Source organism: Streptomyces sp. NPDC111744 (genome assembly GCF_055634995.1).
This window is the reverse complement of sequence record NZ_JBVKCG010000001.1, coordinates 348,950-368,811: the sequence shown is the minus strand read 5'-3', so window position 1 is coordinate 368,811 and position 19,862 is coordinate 348,950. Positions and strand designations below refer to the sequence as shown.

General features: G+C 69.6%; 21 protein-coding genes and 1 pseudogene. 14 read left to right on the top strand and 8 right to left on the bottom strand.

Annotated elements, in window-relative coordinates; genetic code table 11:
* From ACZ7OO_RS01735 to ACZ7OO_RS01710, 6 genes are all read left to right on the top strand, one after another.
* On the top strand, positions 1-1,212 hold the full coding sequence (locus ACZ7OO_RS01735; protein ID WP_471500450.1) for a sensor histidine kinase: 1,212 nt from the start codon (positions 1-3) through the stop codon (positions 1,210-1,212).
* Positions 1,209-1,985, top strand: coding sequence for a response regulator (locus ACZ7OO_RS01730; protein WP_471500448.1), 777 nt, complete (start codon positions 1,209-1,211; stop codon positions 1,983-1,985). Before ACZ7OO_RS01735 ends, ACZ7OO_RS01730 begins: the two co-directional genes overlap by 4 nt.
* Positions 1,986-2,084: 99 nt before the next feature.
* Positions 2,085-2,270: a Flp family type IVb pilin gene (locus ACZ7OO_RS01725; protein ID WP_471500446.1), complete on the top strand. Its 186-nt coding sequence runs from the start codon at positions 2,085-2,087 to the stop codon at positions 2,268-2,270.
* Entirely contained in the window at positions 2,267-2,851 is a 585-nt protein-coding gene (locus tag ACZ7OO_RS01720; protein ID WP_471500444.1) for a pilus assembly protein TadG-related protein, read from the top strand. The genes ACZ7OO_RS01725 and ACZ7OO_RS01720 overlap by 4 nt, the downstream gene beginning before the upstream one ends.
* A 36-nt stretch (positions 2,852-2,887) precedes the next feature.
* Positions 2,888-3,469 (top strand): hypothetical protein, encoded by a 582-nt coding sequence (locus ACZ7OO_RS01715; RefSeq protein WP_471500442.1) that lies wholly within the window; start codon positions 2,888-2,890, stop codon positions 3,467-3,469.
* A 7-nt stretch (positions 3,470-3,476) separates the two neighbouring features.
* Complete coding sequence (locus ACZ7OO_RS01710) at positions 3,477-4,106, top strand: OmpA family protein (RefSeq protein WP_471500440.1); 630 nt, start codon at positions 3,477-3,479, stop codon at positions 4,104-4,106.
* A gap of 31 nt (positions 4,107-4,137) precedes the next feature.
* On the opposite strand, the pseudogene ACZ7OO_RS01705 reads toward ACZ7OO_RS01710, so the two are convergent.
* A pseudogene (locus ACZ7OO_RS01705) lies at positions 4,138-4,547 on the bottom strand (Uma2 family endonuclease); the annotation flags it as partial.
* A 203-nt stretch (positions 4,548-4,750) separates the two neighbouring features.
* A complete protein-coding gene (locus ACZ7OO_RS01700; protein ID WP_471500438.1) occupies positions 4,751-5,113 on the bottom strand; it encodes a DUF192 domain-containing protein in 363 nt (120 codons plus the stop codon).
* Positions 5,114-5,459: 346 nt separating this feature from the next.
* Between ACZ7OO_RS01700 and ACZ7OO_RS01695 the strand changes: the two genes are divergently transcribed.
* Both ACZ7OO_RS01695 and ACZ7OO_RS01690 read left to right on the top strand, forming a co-directional pair.
* Positions 5,460-5,669, top strand: a complete 210-nt coding sequence (locus tag ACZ7OO_RS01695; protein WP_471500436.1) for a hypothetical protein — start codon at positions 5,460-5,462, stop codon at positions 5,667-5,669.
* Positions 5,670-5,742: 73 nt separating this feature from the next.
* Positions 5,743-6,621, top strand: coding sequence for an LLM class flavin-dependent oxidoreductase (locus ACZ7OO_RS01690; protein ID WP_471500434.1), 879 nt, complete (start codon positions 5,743-5,745; stop codon positions 6,619-6,621).
* A 56-nt stretch (positions 6,622-6,677) separates the two neighbouring features.
* Here ACZ7OO_RS01690 and ACZ7OO_RS01685 read toward each other — a convergent pair whose 3' ends face one another.
* The gene (locus ACZ7OO_RS01685) at positions 6,678-7,196 is read right to left on the bottom strand and encodes a DinB family protein (RefSeq protein ID WP_471500432.1); all 519 of its coding nucleotides are present in this window, start codon (positions 7,194-7,196) and stop codon (positions 6,678-6,680) included.
* Positions 7,197-7,248: 52 nt separating this feature from the next.
* On the opposite strand from ACZ7OO_RS01685, the gene ACZ7OO_RS01680 reads away from it, so the two are divergent.
* From ACZ7OO_RS01680 to ACZ7OO_RS01660, 5 genes are all read left to right on the top strand, one after another.
* A complete protein-coding gene (locus tag ACZ7OO_RS01680; RefSeq protein ID WP_471500430.1) occupies positions 7,249-8,046 on the top strand; it encodes a class I SAM-dependent methyltransferase in 798 nt (265 codons plus the stop codon).
* An 850-nt stretch (positions 8,047-8,896) separates the two neighbouring features.
* Positions 8,897-9,670 carry an isoprenyl transferase gene (locus tag ACZ7OO_RS01675; RefSeq protein WP_471500428.1) on the top strand — a complete coding sequence of 258 codons (774 nt, stop codon included), beginning with the start codon at positions 8,897-8,899 and terminating at the stop codon, positions 9,668-9,670.
* Between the two features lie 409 nt (positions 9,671-10,079).
* Positions 10,080-11,405, top strand: coding sequence for a PhoH family protein (locus tag ACZ7OO_RS01670; protein WP_471500426.1), 1,326 nt, complete (start codon positions 10,080-10,082; stop codon positions 11,403-11,405).
* Positions 11,406-11,832: 427 nt separating this feature from the next.
* The gene (locus ACZ7OO_RS01665) at positions 11,833-12,519 is read left to right on the top strand and encodes an aggregation-promoting factor C-terminal-like domain-containing protein (protein WP_471500424.1); all 687 of its coding nucleotides are present in this window, start codon (positions 11,833-11,835) and stop codon (positions 12,517-12,519) included.
* A 138-nt stretch (positions 12,520-12,657) separates the two neighbouring features.
* On the top strand, positions 12,658-14,016 hold the full coding sequence (locus tag ACZ7OO_RS01660; RefSeq protein ID WP_471500422.1) for an AI-2E family transporter: 1,359 nt from the start codon (positions 12,658-12,660) through the stop codon (positions 14,014-14,016).
* Positions 14,017-14,040: 24 nt separating this feature from the next.
* Here ACZ7OO_RS01660 and ACZ7OO_RS01655 read toward each other — a convergent pair whose 3' ends face one another.
* Entirely contained in the window at positions 14,041-14,580 is a 540-nt protein-coding gene (locus ACZ7OO_RS01655; RefSeq protein ID WP_471500420.1) for an alkyl hydroperoxide reductase, read from the bottom strand.
* Position 14,581: 1 nt separating this feature from the next.
* Entirely contained in the window at positions 14,582-15,133 is a 552-nt protein-coding gene (locus ACZ7OO_RS01650) for a peroxiredoxin (RefSeq protein ID WP_471500418.1), read from the bottom strand.
* A 163-nt stretch (positions 15,134-15,296) separates the two neighbouring features.
* Between ACZ7OO_RS01650 and ACZ7OO_RS01645 the strand changes: the two genes are divergently transcribed.
* Entirely contained in the window at positions 15,297-16,259 is a 963-nt protein-coding gene (locus ACZ7OO_RS01645) for a LysR substrate-binding domain-containing protein (RefSeq protein WP_471500416.1), read from the top strand.
* Between the two features lie 5 nt (positions 16,260-16,264).
* Here ACZ7OO_RS01645 and ACZ7OO_RS01640 read toward each other — a convergent pair whose 3' ends face one another.
* The 3 genes from ACZ7OO_RS01640 to ACZ7OO_RS01630 all read right to left on the bottom strand — a co-directional run bounded on the left by ACZ7OO_RS01640 (position 16,265) and on the right by ACZ7OO_RS01630 (position 19,850).
* Positions 16,265-18,574, bottom strand: coding sequence for an ABC transporter permease (locus tag ACZ7OO_RS01640; RefSeq protein WP_471500414.1), 2,310 nt, complete (start codon positions 18,572-18,574; stop codon positions 16,265-16,267).
* Between the two features lie 65 nt (positions 18,575-18,639).
* Positions 18,640-19,329 (bottom strand): ABC transporter ATP-binding protein, encoded by a 690-nt coding sequence (locus ACZ7OO_RS01635; RefSeq protein WP_471500412.1) that lies wholly within the window; start codon positions 19,327-19,329, stop codon positions 18,640-18,642.
* Entirely contained in the window at positions 19,326-19,850 is a 525-nt protein-coding gene (locus ACZ7OO_RS01630) for a PadR family transcriptional regulator (protein WP_471500410.1), read from the bottom strand. The genes ACZ7OO_RS01635 and ACZ7OO_RS01630 overlap by 4 nt, the downstream gene beginning before the upstream one ends.
* Between the last annotated feature and the right edge of the window lie 12 nt (positions 19,851-19,862).

Here is a 19,862-nt window from a genome sequence, read left to right as displayed (position 1 = left end):
ATGGCGACGCGGGAGGACGACGGGAAGGTCGAGATCCGGGCCCTGCAGGCGATGGGCCGCCAGGTCTTCGGCTTCCGCCTGGCGATGATCGCCGTGGCGACCCCCGCGGCCCTCCTCAACGCCACCCCCGGACTGGGCGCCCGCCTGGTCGGCTCGGCGGTGGTCGTCACCTTCATGATCTCGTACGTCCTCTTCCGCGACTGGCAGCGCTTCGGCCCCCTCCTCCTGCGTCACCCCACCCTGCTGGCCGCCGACACCCTCTTCGGCTCCTTCCTCCTGATCTCGGCAGGCCCGGACACCACCCTCGCCTACGTCAGCGTCTGCACCCCGCTCCTGGCCGGCCTCCTCTACAGCTGGCGCGGAGCGGCGGTCTTCGCGTCCCTCCAGTCGCTGATCCTGCTGCTCGTACAGGCCACCCTGAAGCACCACGCGAGCGTCGCCGAGTCGCTTCTCCTGCCCGGCCTGTGCGTGATCACCGGTGCGATGGGCTCGACCCTGCGCACCCTGATGCTCCGCTTCGGCACCGCCACCGAGGCCCTCACCGAGACCCGCGCCCGCCTCGCCGCGACGGAGGCGGTCAGCGCGGAACGCGCCCGGCTGGCCCGCGAGATGCACGACTCGGTGACCAAGACGCTGTACGGCGTCGCCCTGATCGCCGACGGCCTCGCGGAGTCGGCGGCCGCGTCCCCGGACCGCCTGGACCCGACGCTGATCAGACAGCAGGCGGAACTGGTGGCGAACGCGGCCCGCAGGGCGGCGGCGGAGTCCCGGGACATCCTGAAGGATCTGCGCGCCGGAACGGACGGTGAGGCATCGGACGTCCGCTCCGAACTGGAGTCGCTGACACGTGACTTCACGGCCCGTACGGCGATGACGGCGACATACGAGGGCCCGGACACCCCGGTTCCGCTGCCCCCCGCCACGACCCGCCAGTTGCTGGGCATCGCGGCGGAGGCCCTGGAGAACGCCCACCGGCACGCGCGGGCGACGAGAGTCGACGTACGGGCGGAGACCACCCCCGACCACCGTCTGATCGTCACGATCCACGACGACGGCCGCGGCCTGCCCCCGGACGCGACCGTCGAAGACCTGCACCACACCGGCCACTTCGGCCTGCTCGGCATGACGGAACGGGCCGCGTCGATGGGCGCGCGGCTCCGGCTGACCGCCGACAAGGGTACGGAGGTCCGGGTGGAGCTGACCCTGACATGACCGAGCCGAGAGGAGGCCCCCCGATGCCGCGGCACCCCTTCACGCAGTACGAAGACCCACCGCCCCCACCCCTGCGCGTCCTGGTGGCCGACGACAACCCGGTGATCCGCGCCGGCCTGACGGCCGTCCTCTCCGCCGCGGACGGCCTCACGGTCGTCGCCGAGGCCGAGGACGGTCGCGCGGCCTACGAGGCGGCCCTGCACCACCGCCCCGACGTGATTCTCCTCGACGTCCGCATGCCGGGGGTCGACGGAATATCGGCGCTACCGCACCTGGTGCGCCTGGCCCCGGTGATGATGCTGACGTACAGCGACGAGACGGAGATCGTGCAGGAGGCCGCACGCCTGGGCGCCGGTGGCTACCTGGTCCACGGCGAGTTCACCACAGCACAGCTGACACAGGCGGTACGGGACGTGGGCGGGGGGCGGCCGCACTTCACACCGACGGCTACGAACGCGTTGCTGGCCCATGTACGTCTGCATGCAACTGCACACAGGAACCCTGAACTTCGCATTAGAGCAAGGAATTTTCCACACCAAGACCTTTCGCAACTGCAATCAGATATGGGACAGTCGGCTAAGTCTCGGTTTCAACTGAGCAGCAGGGAGGCGGAGATCATGGACCTCATCGCGTCCGGCATGAACAACCATCAGATCGCCGCCACTTGCTTCATCAGCGAGAAGACGGTCAAGAACCACATCAACCGCATCTTCGCCAAGCTCCACAGCACCACCCGCGCGCAGGCGACGGCCAAGTGGCTGGGGGTGGCATGAGGATGAACTGGGTCCGGATTTGGGTCCTGGGACCCTCCGCGGATGGGTATGGTCCGCCGTACGTTGCGAGGATCGGAACCGAACCCGGAGGGGAGCACCATGAGCGACCGGATGCTGAGGATGCTAGTTGCCGTGCAGCGCCGTGCCGACGACCGGGGGCAGACCGCGGTCGAGTATCTGGGGATCATCGCGGTGGTGGTGGCGATCGTGCTGGCGATCACGGGTACCAGCATCGGCTCCACGATCCTCGACAAGATCACGGCGCAGATCAACAAGATCGTGTGAGGCGCGTCCGCCAGTACGGCGACTCCGGGCAGGCCTTCCCCGTCTACATCACGGTTGTGGGAGGCCTGCTCTTTCTCGCGCTCGCCTACTTCGCGGTCGGCCAGGCCGCGGTGAACCGTAACGGAGCCCAGACCGCCGCGGACGCGGCGGCGCTCGCGGCGGCGGTGAACACTCGCAACGAGCTTGCCGATCAGTGGGTGCAGGACGTACTTGACCCGACCAAGTGGCAGGACATCTTCGACGGCGACGTGGCAGTGGCTGACTCGTGCTGGCGCGCCGATCAACTCGCCGCGCAGAACGACGCCAAAGCCTGGTGCACATCCGAACCTCCTTTGCGTTACACGGTCGATGCCGAGACGAACAAGACGGTCGGGCACTCCGTGGTCCCCAACACCGAGGCATTGCAGTCGACCGCACACGCCACCGCCGTGATCGAGCCGCTCTGCACGTTCACGCTCCCCGGCGCGGGCGGCGCCTTGCCGAAACTCACCTGCAAGGACCGCGACTGGACCCTGGACCCGGCCGACCTTACGGACCTCCCGGGACCCGAGGACCTCTTCGACGTCCACCTGGCCGATTGACAAGCGAATCGACGAGTGAAGAAGGAAGCGGGAGCGATGAGCATTCGGTGCACTGCGCAGGCTCGCAGCGGGGCCGTCGCATTGCTGGTAGCGGCCGGTCTAGCCGCAGGAGTGGCCGGCTGCGGCGGCGGTGGCGACGACGGCAAGAAGCCGCAGGCATCGGCGTCCGCCTCCCAGAGCGGTGGATCCCAGCCGAGCGCCCAGGAAGGGCAGTCGGCCGCGCCCCTGGCCGAACTCCGCGGGCAGGACGGTCTGCTTCTCCAGATCACCTCGGCCGACCGCGACGCGGGCGGCTTCGTCACGGTGAACGGCGCGTTCAAGAACGACGGCTCCCAGTCCCTCGTGATCCCGTCCGCGATCCGTGGCGACGAGACCGAGATCGTCCAGCACGGGACGTCACTCGGCGGTGCGACGCTCGTGGACTCCAAGGGCAAGAAGCGGTACTACGTCCTGCGCGACACGGAGGGCCGCCCGCTGACGACGACCGGCCTCTCAACGATCGCGGCCGGCCAGACCATCCCCGTCTTCATGCAGTTCCCCGCCCCACCCACCGACACCACCGAGGTCACCCTCCAACTCCCCACCTTCTCCAGCGGCACGATCCGGATCTCCGGGTGAGGCCGAAGTGAACACACCACGCCTCCCCCTGACCCTGGGCGCCGCCACGCTCCTCCTCGTCACCAATCTCTGCGGCGCGACGGCCGCGAGGGCCGACGGCAGTGACCCGAGCGTCCCCCCGGGCACCGAGCCCTCCGCCACCGCGCCCGTGAAGATCGACCCGACCGATCCCGATCTGAAGCTCCCCGAGGGGGCCACCCTCGCCGATCCCAAGGTGCTGGACATCAAGTCGGTCGTGGAGGACCAGAGCGGGGACGAGCGCAGGGAGGACACCAACGCGGACGTGACGTTCGCCCTCCAGGCCGAGGTGCTGTTCAGCAAGGACAGCGCCAAGCTGAGCGCGGCGGCGAAGGCGCGGATCGGCACGATCGCGGACGAGATCAGGAAGCAGAACGCGACCCAGGTCCGCGTCTTCGGCTTCACGGACAACCTGGGCTCCTCGGCCCACGGAGACGTCCTCTCCCGCCAGCGCGCCAACGCCGTACAGGGCGTCCTCGACCAGGACCTGAACGACCCGAACGTCACCTTCGACGTCCGCGGCTACGGCGAGCAGTACCCGATCGCCGACAACTCCACGGAGGAGGGCCGCAAGAAGAACCGCAGGGTGGAGGTGACGTTCCCGAGGACGGGGGGCTGAGTGGCGTCGGTGCCCCAGCCGCGGGGCGCGGTCACAGTTCCTGGAGCGCGTCCAAGGAGATATCGACGTCGATGTCGAACGGGTCACCGACATTGAGCTGCTCTCTCGGTAAGTGCCGACCCATGCGTACGTCTTGGTCACGGGGTCGAGTTCATAGGCCCGTACGACCGGATGCCTGCCGCGGCGTACTTGTGCGGCTTGGAGTCGCGGTCGCGGGCCTCCGAGTCCGGCGAGACGAACTCGACGGCGAGCAGGACGTCGGCGGCCTTGAACCGAGTCTGCTCCAGCCCGGTGAGAGCGTCGGCGCGGACTACGGACACGTCGGGTTCGGGGCCGTGGGCGGCGGTCCAGGACGACGGTCATCTCACGGCGGACCTTGAACGCCTTGGGTACGGTCCGGCGCAGGCCGACCACCAGAAGGTCGATCATGGTCCAGTGGAAATCGGCACCGGCCAGCGACCGCCGGGCACGGCGTTCGGCTCGGCCAGGGGCTCGGCGGTCATGAGTCCTCCCCTGGGCGGGATTCTCGGCCTGCCTGTTCACCGTAACCAGCGAATCGACGCCTGTCATCACAATGAGTGACGGGCGAGGCGCACGCGTGAACCCGGCCCTGCTGGAGAGGGCGGTCCGCGCCGAGTGAGCTGCTACTCCACCTCGACGCTCACCCGTGCCCCCACTTCCACACCCCACCCCGCCATGGCCCCGGCCTCCGCCTCCAGCACATGCCGGGACCGGAGACGCGGCAGGCCCAGGCGCCCCGGCGGCATGGTGCGTACGGCGATGACGGTCAGCCGCCGGTCCAGATAGGCGACATCGATCGGCATCCGCATCCGGAACGTGTGGATGCTGCCTGCGGGGGAGAGCAGGATCGCCCCGTCGAGCGCGTCCCGTCCCAACAGGCCCTTCGCGCGAGCGCGATAGGAGGTGGCGATTTCCAGCGCGACGATGACCGGTTTCTCGCCGCCATGGATGACCAGCCTTCCTCGCCCGTCCCGCCAGCGCCTCATGGTCTGCCTCTCGCTTGTCTCCCAGCGGTTCCCCGAAGCGACCGTATCCGCAACACGGACGAGTGAAGCTTGCCGCGGTGCTCAAGTGCGCGGCGCGGCCGGGTATTTCGCCTCAGAGCAGGCAGACCGGTCCGGCCGGTTGCCCCCGGCCCGCCAGAGCCGAACCCGGGGTCGCCCCTGTCCCGCGGATATCGTCGGGAGGATCAAGAGACCTCTGGCCCCACACCACCGTAACGAGGCATCCGCATGGCTGAGCGGCTGAAGGTCGACGGTACTGAACTCGATCGGTTCTTCAAGGACTTGAAGCGAGCGCAGGAGTCGTTCACAGCCCTGCAGAAGTTTCTGCGTGACCCAGGCGTCAATGGCCTGGGCACGGACGACCTGGACCAGGCCTGTGACCGGTTCCGGGAGGACTGGCTACGGGGCCAAGGAGATCGCCGGGCAGATCGGGGAGCTCACGGACAGCACGAAGAAGGCCAAGGACGACTTCCACGAGGTCGACGTGGCCTTGGAGAAGGCGTTGGAAAAGGCGAGGCGGAAGAGCGGGAACAAGTGACGGCCACGAATCCCTACGCGACAGCGCGGCAACCCAGTTGTGACGGTCCCGGTCCTTGGGTAGGACCCTCCCCATGACCGCACTAGGCGCCGTATTCCGCCCCCAACTGCCCCCCGAGCGACTCCGTGCCGTGGCCCGGCTCGCGGACGAGGTCGGGCTGGAAGAGCTGTGGCTCTGGGAGGACTGTTTCCTGGAGGGTGGGATCTCCACCGCCGCCGCTGCCCTCGCCTGGTCGGAACGGGTGCGGGTCGGCGTCGGGCTGTTGCCCGTGCCGTTGCGGAACGTCGCCGTCACCGCCATGGAGGCGGCCGCGCTGCACCGGATGTTCCCGGAGCGCGCGATCCTCGGCGTCGGGCACGGAGTGCAGGACTGGATGGGCCAGGTCGGCGCCCGCGCCGAGTCCCCGCTGACCCTGCTGCGGGAGCACCTCGACGCCCTGCGGGCGCTGTTGCGCGGGGAGCGGCTCACCGTCGACGGGCGGTACGTCCGGCTCGACGATGTCGCGCTCGACTGGCCGCCCGCCGGGCCCGTCGAGGTCCTCGCCGGTGGCTCAGGCCCCCGTACTCTCCGCCTCACCGGTGAAGCCGCCGACGGGACCATCCTCACCGCCGCCACGCCACCCGACGGCGTCCGCCGGGCGCGGCGGCTCATCGAGGAGGGGCGGGCGGCCGCCGGGCGGGGCGCGGACGAGCCGTACAAGGTCGTCGTCTATCTCCTCACCGCCACCGGGGCCGACGCGGCCGCCCGGCTCCGGGCCGAACTCGTCGCCGAGGGGCTGGAGTCCGTCCCCGATCTCGGTGTCGCCGGAGACGCGGGCGCCGTCGCCAAGGCCGTGCAACGGCTCACGGAGGCCGGCGCCGACACCGTCATCCTCCAGCCGACGGGGGACGAACCCGACATGGAGGGCTTCGTGCGGTTCACCGCAGAGGAGGTCCGGCCGCTGGTGCCGTGAGCCGTCCGGCGGTCGAGACCGAGCAGGGCACGGTCAGCCGGTACCCGTGGCCACGGTCAGCCCGTACCCGTGGCCGTGGCCCGCCGGTGATCGCCCGTCGTCCCGTCGATCAGCTCCCGCAGGATGTCGATGTGCCCGGCGTGCCGGGCCGTCTCCTCGATCATGTGCACCAGCACCCAGCGCAGGGAGACCGGGTGGTCCCGCCAGTCCGGCCGGCCCAGCGTGTCCAGTGGCCGCCCGCTGATCACCGCGTCGGACGCGGCGCGCGCACGGCCGTAGAAGTCGATGATCTGCCGGGTCGTCTCGCCCGGGCCGACCGACAGGTCCTCTTCCGTGGACGGGTCGAACCACAGAGGCTCGACCTCGCCGCCGAAGCTCGACACGAACCAGCCGTACTCCACCGACCCCAGATGCTTCACCAGCCCCAGCAGGTTCGTGCCGGAGGGAGTCATCGGGCGGCGCAGCTGTTCGTCGTCGAGGCCGTCCAGCTTCCACAGCACCGCGTCCCGGTGCCGGTCCAGGCTTGCGTGCAGGATGTCCTTCTCGCCTGCGGTGTACGTGCCATCGGTCGTCATGGTGGGTGAAATTAGCAGCGGGCACTGACATTCCGTTGGGATCATGCGGTCCATGGCAGAGCAGACGCACCGCACCTTCGAGGATCTCGTCGCCGAGGGCACCGGCGTGCCGACCGAGGGCTGGGACTTCTCCTGGTTCGAGGGCCGGGCCACCGAGGCGCGGCCCTCCTGGGGCTATGCCCGCGCCGCCGGTGGACGGTTGGCCCGTGCCACCGCCGCCCTCGACATCCAGACCGGCGGCGGCGAGGTCCTCGGCTTGGCCCTCGGCGCCGCGGCCCCGGACCGGCCGCGGCTGCTCGCCGCCACCGAGGGCTGGCCGCCGAACGTCGGCAAGGCGAGCGCCCTGCTGAGCGAGCGCGGTGTCGTGGTCGTCGCCTCGCCCGAGGACGCGCCGCTGCCGTTCGCCGACGAGACCTTCGACCTGGTCCTCAGTCGGCACCCGGTGCGCGCCCACTGGTCCGAGATCGCGCGGGTGCTGCGTCCGGGCGGCAGCTACTTCGCCCAGCACGTCGGCCCCGCCAGCGTCTTCGAGCTGGTGGAGTTCTTCCTCGGGCCGCAGCCGGAGGCGGTCCGCGGCGTGCGCCATCCCGCCCGCGAGCGCGCCGGGGCGGAGGCGGCCGGGCTGGAGATCGTCGGCCTGCGGGCCGAACGGCTGCGGGTGGAGTTCTACGACATCGCCGCCGTCGTGCACTTCCTGCGGAAGGTCGTCTGGATGGTCCCCGGTTTCACGGTCGAGGAGTACGAGCCCCAACTGCGCGCCCTGCACCGGCGGATCGAGGTGGAGGGCCCCTTCGTCGCGCACAGCACCCGGCACCTCTTCGACGCCCGTAAGCCGGAGCGCCGGCCGTGATCCACGGACCTTGGAATGCCAGGCGCCGAAGAATGGCCAAGAACTGCCGCTCCAGCGCCTCGACACCCATCCCGCGCCAGGTGCACCCAAAGGATCATCATGGTGCATGTCGTGACGCTACAGACCCAACAGGGTCAAGTCGTGTACTAGTCCATGGAACTACGCATAAGCGAACATCCAACCTTTCCGTTCGGCTCCGATTTCCACAGCGTTTTCACATCGTTACCTCTTGTGCCCCATTTGGGTCCACCGGTTCACGTAAGTTCAGACCAAGGGAATTCGCGTGAGCAAAGCTGCGCGGGCGGCACCGTGCAGTGGAGGGGGCTGCGCGGTGCCGTAATACCCCCCCTGGTCCCCGTCCAGCGGCTGTTCGCAGGCGGAGTAGCCCATCGGGGGGAGGGGCGAACAACTCGCCGAGGCATCCCCAAGCGGTTCAAACCCTCTTGATCTCCCTGAATGGGATCGATTTTCCTGGGATTCCGCTGCGAATCGGCCATGGGAGGCCCCTGAATCCAGCGTTTCCGACCCACCGCGGCGTCGCCGGGCGACTCCGGAGAGTAGTTGTGGCACGCCGATGCGCGCAGCATCACTTACAAAGGGTTATGGTGGAGACCCCCCCTCGGGCCGGTCCGTCTCCCCCCCACGGACCGGCCCGTTTTTTGTCCGGCGCGGGGCTGTAGCAATCTGCGGCTACCGCCGCGTGGGCGCGACCAGCCCCGACGCACCAGCGGTCGCCCAATCACCCAGGCCCCGCACCCACCTGGGCGCCCTCCCACCGCCCCCCTCAACTCCCGGAGGGGTAGGCTTCGGCCCGCGGAACCCCACAGCGAAACATGAGGGGCGGACTCAAGTGAACCTGCGTGACAAGCTGCGCGGCCTGCTCGTCAGGCTCTACGCACGCCGGGTGGAAGGTCACCTGGACCACGCTCAGGTGCCCAAGCACATCGGCGTCATCATGGACGGCAACCGTCGCTGGGCGAAGGCCGCCGGCTCCAGCACCGTGCACGGCCACCGGGCCGGCGCCGAGAAGATCGAGGAGTTCCTCGGCTGGTGCTCCGAGACCGACGTCGAGGTCGTCACCCTCTGGCTGCTGTCCACGGACAACTTCGACCGCGCCAAGGAGGAGCTGGTCCCTCTCCTCGGCATCATCGAGGACGTCGTCCGCACCCTCGCCGCCGACGGCCGCTGGCGCGTCCACCACGTCGGCACCCCCGACCTCCTTCCCTCCCCGATGCAGAACGCGCTCAAGGAGGCCGAGGAGTCCACCGCGCACGTCGACGGAATACTGGTGAACGTCGCCATCGGCTACGGCGGCCGCCAGGAGATCGCCGACGCCGTCCGCTCGATGATCCTGGACGCCCACGACAAGGGCGTCGCGATGGACGACCTCGCCGACGCCGTCGACGTCGACATGATCGGCCGGCACCTCTACACCGGTGCCCAGCCCGACCCGGACCTGGTGATCCGCACCAGCGGCGAGCAGAGGCTGTCCGGTTTCATGCTCTGGCAGACCGCGCACTCCGAGTACTACTTCTGCGAGGTCTTCTGGCCCGCGTTCCGCAAGGTCGACTTCCTGCGGGCCCTGCGGGACTACGCCGCCCGGCACCGCCGCTACGGCGGGTGACGTGATCGTGACGGCGATCGGGAACTCGGCACACGACCCCCGTCACCGCCGCCACGCTGGATCACCCTCTCGCTACGGTGGATGACCCCACCGCACCCATGAGGCGTAAATCACCCATTTCGGGGCGCCGGTAACACGGTGTTCACCTGCGCGTCGTTGCGGACCGTGGCATGGCGGCGCATGTTCAAGGGCATAAGGCAAGCAGGTCGATGCCCGAACCACGGGCATCGGATCTCAGCGGGCGGCTCGGGGTCGCTCGCCCGGGAGGCCCTTTGCACCAGCCCGACCGTGCGGTCACGGCACGGAAGAAGCAGCGGGGGGCCGGTTTTCGGCCCGTGCAGGGTGGCCGTCGACCGGTCCAGCTCTTCCTCGTCGCTCCCCGACCTCATCCGAGGGGGTACGTCCTTCCGTGGTGACCAGCACAACGCGCCGCAAGTCCGACCGGCGCACCTATGTTCTCGACACCAGCGTCCTGCTGGCCGACCCGAACGCCATGACCCGCTTCGACGAGCACGAGGTCGTGCTCCCGATCGTCGTGGTCACGGAACTGGAGGCCAAACGGCACCATCCCGAACTCGGTTACTTCGCCCGGCAGGCCCTGCGTCTGCTCGACGACTACCGGGTCCGGCACGGCCGTCTGGACGCCCCCATCCCCATCGGGGACCTGGGCGGCACGATCCGTGTCGAGCTCAATCACTCGGACCCCAGCGTGCTGCCCTCCGGCTACCGCCTGGGGGACAACGACTCCCGCATCCTCGCGGTGGCTCGCAACCTGCAGGCCGAGGGGTACGACGTCACCGTCGTCTCGAAGGACCTGCCGCTCAGGATCAAGGCCTCGTCGGTCGGCCTCCTCGCCGAGGAGTACCGCGCCGAACTCGCCATCACGGGCGCCTCCGGCTGGACCGGAATGTCCGAACTGATGCTGTCCGGCGAACAGGTGGACATCCTCTTCGAGGAAGGCCATGTGTATGTGCCGGAGGCCTCCGACCTCCCCGTGCACACTGGCCTGACCATCCAGTCCGAGCGCGGTAAGGCACTCGGCCGGGTGACGGCGGAGGGCAACGTCCGTGTGGTACGCGGCGATCGGGAGGCGTTCGGCATCAAGGGCCGCAGCGCCGAGCAGCGCATCGCGCTCGATCTGCTGCTCGATCCGGACGTCGGGATCGTGTCGATGGGCGGCCGGGCCGGCACCGGCAAGTCGGCGCTGGCGCTGTGCGCGGGCCTGGAGGCGGTTCTCGAGCGCCGTCAGCACAAGAAGGTGATGGTCTTCCGGCCGCTGTACGCGGTCGGCGGGCAGGAACTGGGCTATCTGCCCGGCTCCGAGTCCGAGAAGATGAGCCCCTGGGCGCAGGCGGTCTTCGACACCCTCTCGGCGGTCACCAGCCGTGAGGTCATCGAGGAGGTCACCGCCCGCGGGATGCTGGAGGTGCTGCCGCTGACCCACATCCGCGGCCGCTCCCTGCACGACGCGTTCGTGATCGTCGACGAGGCCCAGTCACTGGAACGGAACGTCCTGCTGACCGTTCTGTCCCGGATCGGCGCGAATTCAAGGGTGGTTCTGACCCATGACGTGGCGCAGCGGGACAATCTCCGGGTCGGCCGTTACGACGGTGTGGTCGCCGTGGTGGAGAAGCTGAAGGGGCACCCGCTTTTCGCGCATGTCACCCTCACCCGGTCGGAGAGGTCCCAGATTGCCGCGCTTGTGACCGAAATGCTGGAGGACGGACACATCTGATCCATCTGACCCCTGTGTCCAACTTGGGCTGTTGATCCACCCGTTGGCGCCGTCCGGCAAAGGTCCTGAGCCTAGCCGGGCGGCTCCTTCGCGTGTGCGGCTTTCCTGAAATCCCCTGGGGGAAACGGGATGTGAGCTTTCACACGCAACTCGGAATTGCCACCCGGCGTCGGGTTACGGCAGAGTCTCATTCCTGTCAGGCCCCGCATACGACACACCTGTACCCCCAGCGGTACGGAACCACAGATGCATCACAGCTAATTCCACAGCGACGTCGTATGCCGCCCGAGCACCAAGCGGCGCTCCCCGCAGGGGAGTCGTCCATCGGGCCCGTGCCTCCCGTGACCCCGCAGTTGGGAGGCCAGCGTTCAGGGCACGATTGCGTCCGCCAGGGTCACCGAAGCGGGCGATGCTGGAAGGAAACCGTGTGAGCCGGATTTCGGTCCGGGGATTCGCAGTGGCCTCGGCCACCGCGGTCACCGCCGTCGGAAGCGTTGTCGGTGTTGCCTCGGGCAGCGTCGCACAGCCGAACGACGCTGAGGCGACGGCAGCCGACACCACGCTCCTCGCGGACATCCCCGCGGGTCAGCAGGCGACGGTGCAGACCGCGTCCCTGACGCAGCAGGCCGACGCCGTGGCCATCCAGGCCGACGCGAGCGCCAAGAAGGACGCCGAGCAGGCAGCCCGGGTGGCGGCCGCCAAGACCGCGGAGGCCAAGAAGGCCGCTGCCGAGCAGGCGGCGAAGGAGGCCAAGCAGCGCGCCGACGAGAAGGCGGCGGCCAGCCGTTCCTCCTCCACCAGCTTCCCGGTCCAGAGCTCGTACAGCGTGTCGCAGATCCAGGCGATGGCGCAGCAGATGGTGGCGAGCGGCCAGTTCCAGTGCTTCAGCAACATCGTGAGCCACGAGTCCGGCTGGAACTATCGCGCGGTCAACGCCTCCTCCGGCGCCTACGGCCTCTTCCAGGCCCTGCCGGGCTCCAAGATGTCGTCCGTCGGCTCCGACTGGCAGACCAACCCGGCCACCCAGATCAAGTGGGGCCTCAACTACATGAACTCCCGCTACGGCAGCCCGTGCCAAGCGTGGTCGTTCTGGCAGGCGAACTCCTGGTACTAGGGCCGACCCGGCTCCTTTCAACCCTCGACAGCCCCTCCCCGTCCTAGGGGGAGGGGCTGTCGCCCTGTACGGTCGGAACGAACGACTCCAGGGGGAGTGGTGAGGAGCACCCGAAGACGCGGGGGAAGAGAGCGGATCATGTCGCGAATGCCGGAGTGGCTCGGCACGCTCGGTGCCAAACTGAGCGAGATGGGCGAGCGGTTGGACGAGCGCCGGGCCGAGGTGGAGCGGGACCACCGCGACCCCGAGGCGCCCGCGCAGGCCCCCGCTCCCGCACCGGCGGCCCCCGCCCCCGCTCCCGCCCGCAAGCCCGCACCGCGTCCCGACCCCGTGACGGCCATTCCGTGGGGCGTACGGGTCGCCGCCGAGGCCGGTTGGCGACTGCTGGTGCTGGCCGGCACGGTCTGGATCCTGATGCGGGTCATCAGCGCCGTACAACTCGTCGTGTTCGCCTTCGTCATAGCGCTGCTGATCACCGCCCTGCTCCAGCCCACGGTCGCCCGGCTGTGCCGCCACGGCATGCCACGCGGGCCGGCCACCGCGCTCACCGCGATCTCCGGCTTCGTGGTGATCGGCCTGATGGGCTGGTTCGTGACCTGGCAGGTCATGGAGAACATCGACACCCTCTCCACCCAGATCCAGAGCGGCATCGACGATCTGCGCAACTGGCTCCTGAAGAGCCCCTTCCACGTCACCGACAAGCAGATCAACCAGATCGCCAAGAACCTCCGCGAGGCGATCGGCGCCAACACCGACCAGATCACCTCGTTCGGCCTGGAGGGCGTCCAGGTGGTCGTGGAGGCCCTGACCGGCATCCTGCTGGTCTTCTTCTCGACGCTCTTCCTGCTCTACGACGGTGCGCGCATCTGGCAGTGGTTCCTGAAGCTCGTGCCCTCCGCCGCCCGCGAGGGCGTGGCCGGCGCCGGCCCGCGCGCCTGGCGCACGCTCACCGCCTACGTCCGCGGCACGGTCCTGGTCGCCCTCATCGACGCCATCTTCATCGGCCTGGGCATCTACTTCCTGGACGTCCCCATGGCCGTCCCGCTCGCCGTCTTCATCTTCCTGTTCTCCTTCATCCCGCTGGTCGGCGCGGTGGCCTCGGGCGCCCTGGCGGTGGTGGTCGCGCTCGTCACCCAGGGCGTCTTCACGGCCGTCATGACCCTGGTCGTCGTCCTCGCGGTCCAGCAGATCGAGGGCCACATCCTGCAGCCGTTCATCCTCGGCCGCGCGGTCCGCGTCCACCCGCTCGCGGTGGTTCTCACGGTCGCGGCCGGCGGCATGGTCGCGGGCATCGGCGGCGCGGTGGTGGCCGTACCGCTGGTGGCGGTGACGAACACGGTGGTCAGCTATCTGCACCAGTACTCGCACGAGCGGTATGCGGACGAAGAGCCGCCCGAACCAGCCGGTACGGCGCCCGGGGACGAGGCCGTTCAGGCCGAAGCGGGGTCCGGGGGCGCGGCCCCCGGAGCCGCCGAGGACCCCGCCTACACGAAGTGAGCGGGGTCCACGGAGCGACGGCTCCTACTCGAACTCGGTAAGCACGGCTTCCGCGTCCAGCGTCACGCCCACAGCCTGAACCACCGAGGCGATCTTGAACGCCTCCTGGATCACCTCACGGTCGACGCCGGCCTTGCGCAGCACCTGCTCGTGCGAGTCCAGGCACATCCCGCAGCCGTTGATCGCGGACACCGCGAACGACCACAGCTCGAAGTCGACCTTGTCGACACCGGGGTTGCCGATGACGTTCATCCGCAGACCGGCGCGCAGGGTGCCGTACTCGTGGTCGGAGAGCAGATGGCGGGTGCGGTAGAAGACGTTGTTCATCACCATCACCGCGGCGGCGGACTTCGCCGCCCGGTACGCCTCCGGCGACAGGTTCGCCTTCGCCTCGGGCGCCAGCTCGCGCAGCACGATCGGGGAGCGGGAGGCGATGGCGGTCGCCAGGACCGTGCCCCACAGCTGCTGCGCCGGCAGCTCGGAGTTGCCGATGACCGAACCCAGGTTGAGCTTCAGGTCCTTGGCGTAGTCCGGGACCGCGGACTTGAGGGCGTCGAGCGACATCTCACTCACCGGCCAGCAGCGCGACCGGGTCCAGCGTCTCGTCGCCCTTGCTCCAGTTGCACGGGCAGAGCTCGTCCGTCTGGAGCGCGTCGAGGACCCGCAGGACCTCCTTGGGGTTACGGCCCACCGAGCCGGCGGTCACCATGGAGAACTGGATCTCGTTGTTCTGGTCGACGATGAACACGGCGCGCTTGGCGAAGCCGTCCTCGCCCTCGATGCCCAGGTCGCGCATCAGCTCGTGCTTCGAGTCGGCCATCATCGGGAACGGCAGCTCGCGCAGGTCGTCGTGGTCCTTGCGCCAGGCGTGGTGGACGAACTCGGAGTCACCGGAGAAGCCGAGGATCTGCGCGTCACGGTCGGCGAACTCGTCGTTCAGCTTCCCGAACGCGGCGATCTCGGTCGGGCACACGAAGGTGAAGTCCTTGGGCCACGCGAAGACCACCTTCCAACCCTGGTAGGTCTTGTGAGTGATCGTCTCGAACTCCTTGCCCTTCTCCAGCGAGACGCAGGCGGTCAGTTCGAACTCGGGGAACTTGTCACCGACAGTGAGCACATGCTCTCCTTGCAGCGCGGAAACACCCCGGATCGCGGGGTCGCCTCCGATGGGTTGGACGCCGTCGATCGTGGCACAGGGTGCATTGATTCCTGAAATAGCTACACTCGGTCGGGTTGATCGGAGGTGGCTATCAGTGGCTGTGGGTAACCCCATGGGGAACATGGGAAACGGTGTCGGCGCGGCAGGCAGGCGGCGTCAACCCAGTCTCGCCCAGCTGCGCGCCTTCTCCGCCGTCGCCGAGCACCTCCACTTCCGGGACGCCGCCGCCGCGATAGGGATGAGCCAGCCCGCGTTGTCCGGAGCCGTCTCGGCACTGGAGGAGACGCTCGGGGTCACGCTCCTGGAGCGCACCACCCGCAAGGTGCTGCTCTCGCCCGCCGGTGAGCGGCTGGCGGTACGTGCCAAGGCCGTACTGGAGGAGGTGCGGTCGCTGCTGGCGGAGGCCGAGGCCGTGCGGGCGCCGTTCACCGGCGCGCTGCGGCTCGGCGTCATCCCGACCGTCGCGCCGTATCTGCTGCCCACCGTGCTGCGGCTGGTCCACGGCCGCTACCCGGACCTCGACCTCCAGGTCCACGAGGAGCAGACCGCCAGCCTGCTGGACGGACTGGCCGCCGGCCGCCTCGACCTGCTGCTGCTCGCGGTCCCCCTGGGCATCCAGGGTGTCGTCGAACTCCCGCTGTACGACGAGGACTTCGTGCTGGTCACCCCGCTCGGCCATCCCCTGGGCGGCCGTACGGGCATTCCGCGCGAGGCGCTGAAGGAGCTGAACCTGCTGCTTCTGGACGAGGGGCACTGTCTGCGCGACCAGGCCCTTGACATCTGCCGTGAGGCGGGCCGCGCGGATGCCCCGGTGACCACCACGGCCGCCGGCCTCGCGACCCTCGTCCAGCTGGTCGCCGGCGGGCTCGGCTGCACCCTGCTGCCGCACACCGCCGTCAGGGTCGAGACGAGCCGCAGCGAACGGCTGCTCACCGGGGCCTTCGCCGAGCCCGCGCCGAGCCGGCGGATCGCCCTCGCGATGCGTGCCGGGGCAGCGCGCGGCGCCGAGTACCGGGAGCTGGCGGACGCGTTGCGCGAGGCGCTGCGGCCGCTGCCCGTCCGGGTACTCGGCGCCGGTTCCTGACCTTGTTATTCGGTACGCAGACCGTCCGGGCGCATCAGGCGCAGCAGCGGCGGCAGGCTGAGGAGCGTCACCGCCAGGACGACCGCCGCGCCGAAGCCGGTCATCGCCAGCACGCCCGGCCAGTCCACGCGCACCGTGTCGCCGACCATCTTCAGCAGCACCGTGCCCAGCGTCAGCCCCACCGCGCCGGCCAGCAGCAGACCGAGCCCGACCGGGATCGCCGTCTGCCACAGCACCGACAGGCTCAGCGTGCGCCGCCGGGTGCCGAAGGCGACCAGCGCCGACAGGAGTTTCCTGCGCTCGCGCAGCTGCTCCAGCTGGCCGACCAGCAGGCTCGCGCCGATCAGCGCCAGTACGGCGGCGGCACCGACGAACAGCCCGTTGCGGATCGAGTCGAACTGGCCGCTCAGTTCGGTCGAGGTCAGCGTTTCCGCGTGCATCAGCGGGTCGATCCGGACCGCCGTGTTGATCACGTACTCCCTGGCGTCGCGCACCCCGGAGTCGATGGACAGATAGACCACGCCCTGCACCGCCGTGCTGGCGCCGTCCGGCAGCGCGCCCGGGGTGAGCAGGAAACCGCCGCGCGCGTAGCCGGTGGGGTCCTGGCGGGTCTGTGCCTGCTTCAGCCCCGCCGGTACCGTCCAGCGGCTCACGGGGCCGTCGTCGCCGGTGTAGGAAGGGTTGAGGTAGAGCGTCCGGCCGTGCTTCTCCCCGGCCGCCAGCAGCTTCGCCGTCTCGGAGTCGGCATCGGAGCCCTTCAGCACGAAGGCGTCGCCGTCGTGGCAGGACGGCAGGGTCGCGACCTCCCGCAGCGAGGCGCAACTGCCCACGCTCACCTGGGCGGTCCGGGTCGGCTCCTTCTTCAGGTCACCGGCCTCGCCGTCGGCGATCGAGACCACCTTCAGCACACCTTTGGTACCGCTCATGGCCTGGGCGACCCTGGGCACCGGGACGCCGTTGGGAACCTGCACCGACATCTGGGCGCGAGTGAGGTCGTTGGTGGTCCGCTTGGTGTAGTCCGCCTCGACACCGGCGAAGACCATCTGGAGCGCGATCGCGCCGGCCACCGCCACCGCGATGCCGTTGACCATGCGGGCCGCCGTACCGCTGCTCAACTGGAGTCGCCGCACGGCCAGTTGCCAGGACACCGCGCCCCGGCCGAGCCGTGCGACGACCGACTCGACGACCCACGGCAGCAGGGCCGTGACGCCGACCAGCAGGAGCAGGACGCCGCCGGTGACCAGGTACTGGTTGAAGTCGCCGCCGCCGCGGCCCTGCCCGATCATCGGGTAGAGCGCCGCAAGACCGGCCACCGGGAGCAGTAGCCGCCACCACAGCCGGCGCCGCCTGGGCTTCGCCGTACGCACCACGCCGAGCGGCTCGATCACCACCCCGCGCAGCGCGAACAGCGTCACCAGCACGGCCGCCGCCGGGACGGTGACGCCCACCAGCGCGGCCAGCGCGGGAGAGGGGTTGAGATAGCTCGGGAACACACTGGTGCCGAACACCTCGGCACTGCCTACGAGCTGACGGCCGGCCAGGAAGAAGCCGACGCCGAAGACAAGGCCGAGCAGCGCGCCCGCCATCGCCTCGCCTGCCGCGATCCGCCGTACCATCCGGCCGTCGGAGCCGACGAGCCGCAGCGCGGCCAGCCGCCGGTCGCGGCGCTCGCCGCCGAAGCGGACGGCGGCCGCGACGAACACGGCGACCGGCATCAGCAGCACCACGAACACCAGGAGGACGAGCAGGGTGAGGACCGGGTCGGTGCTTGCGTCCGGCGACCTGGGGCTGCCGAAGTGGTCGAGCCGGGCCACGTTCGGCGGGTTGATATGGCCGGCGAGGTCGTCGGAGCCCGCGTAGTAGGCGAGTTCCTGTGAGCCGATCAGCCCGCGCTCCGCGATGGTGGCGGTGATCCGGTACGGCAGCCGGGTGCGCAGCAGCGCGCCGTCGGGGGAGTCGAGCAGCCGCTTCAGCGCGGGCGAGACGGCCATCTCGCCGGGCGCCGGGTACTTGGTGAGCCCGGGTGGCACCGGCGCCTTCGCGCCCTCCGGCTGGACCAGCCGGCCGCGGATGTCGTGTCCGCGGTAGGGGGTCTCGATGTCAGCGATGACGAACGTCTTCTCGCCGGCCTTCATGTGGTCGTAGGCGTACGTGTAGTCCGCCCTTGCCACATCGCGCTGGTGGCGCACGGCCAGCGCGTTCGGCAGGGCCGTGGTGAGCAGCAGCAGCGCCACCCCCAGGCCCACGCCGACCGCCGTCAGCGCGGCCCGGAACCAGCCCTCGCGTCCGCCCCCGAAGGCGAACCGGACCCCCATGGCCAGATCCCTGGACCTGCCCCACGCTCGACTTCGTTCGCGCGGGCGGTGCCCCCTCCTGACGTTCATACCACCCGCTCCATGTCCCGGGACCTGCCGTCGCGTACGACGATCTCGCGGTCCGAGTAGGCGGCCACCCGTGCCTCGTGCGTGACGAGCACGACGGCCGCGTTGGTGGAGCGGGCAGCGTCGGTCAGCAGTTCCATCACGCGCTCGCCGTTGAGGGAGTCCAGCGCGCCGGTCGGCTCGTCCGCGAACAGCACCCGGGGGCTGGTCACCAGCGCCCGCGCCACCGCGACCCGCTGCCCCTGGCCGCCGGAGACCTCACCGGGCCGCTTGCGGCGCAGGTCGTCGACCTCCAGCTTCTCCATCCAGCCCAGCGCGGCCTTCTCGGCCTCCTTGCGCGAGGTGCCGTTGAGCCGAAGCGGCAGCGCGACGTTCTCCACACAGGTCAGCTCCGGCACCAGCTGCCCGAACTGGAAGACGAACCCGAACTCGCTGCGGCGCAGGGCGCTGCGCTCGGTGTCGCTCATGGTGACCATCTCGCGCCCCGCGTAGACGATCGAGCCCGAGTCGGGCGGCACGATCCCGGCGAGACAGTGCAGCAGGGTCGACTTGCCGGAGCCCGACGGGCCCATCACGGCGACGACCTCGCCCGGGTGTATGGAGAACTCGGCTCCGTCGAGCGCGAGCGTGGGGCCGTAGGCCTTGCGCAGCCCCTCGGCCGTGAGCAGCGAACCAGCGGGAGCGGTCACTTGGTCACCTCCGTGCGGAGCTTGTCGAGGCGGGCGGCGGTCAGTTCCAGCCAGCGCAGATCGGCCTCCAGGTGGAAGAGCGCGTGATCGCAGACGAGCTGGTCCGCGAGATCGCCCTTCCGTTTCCGGTCGGTCAGGATCCGCATGCTGCGCAGATGCTCGGAGCGCTGACTGTCGAGGATGTCGCCGGCGTTCCGGTGTGTCAGCAGGGCGAGCACGACCTTGGTGTACAGGGTCGACTGGAGGTACTCCGCCGGCTTCTCCGGAGTCGCCAGCCACTTCTCGACGTCGGTGATGCCGGCGTCGGTGATGGCGTACCGCTTGCGCTCGGGGCCGCCGCCGGCCTCGATGCCGTCGACTTCCACGAGCCCGTTCTTCAGCAGGCGGGACATCGTCGAGTAGACCTGGCCGTAGTGCAGCGGCCGGTCGTGACCGAACTTCTCGTCGAAGGCCCGCTTCAGGTCGTAACCGTGGCGCGGGCCGGACTCCAGGAGCCCCAGGAGGGTGTGACCGATGGACATGACAGCACTCTA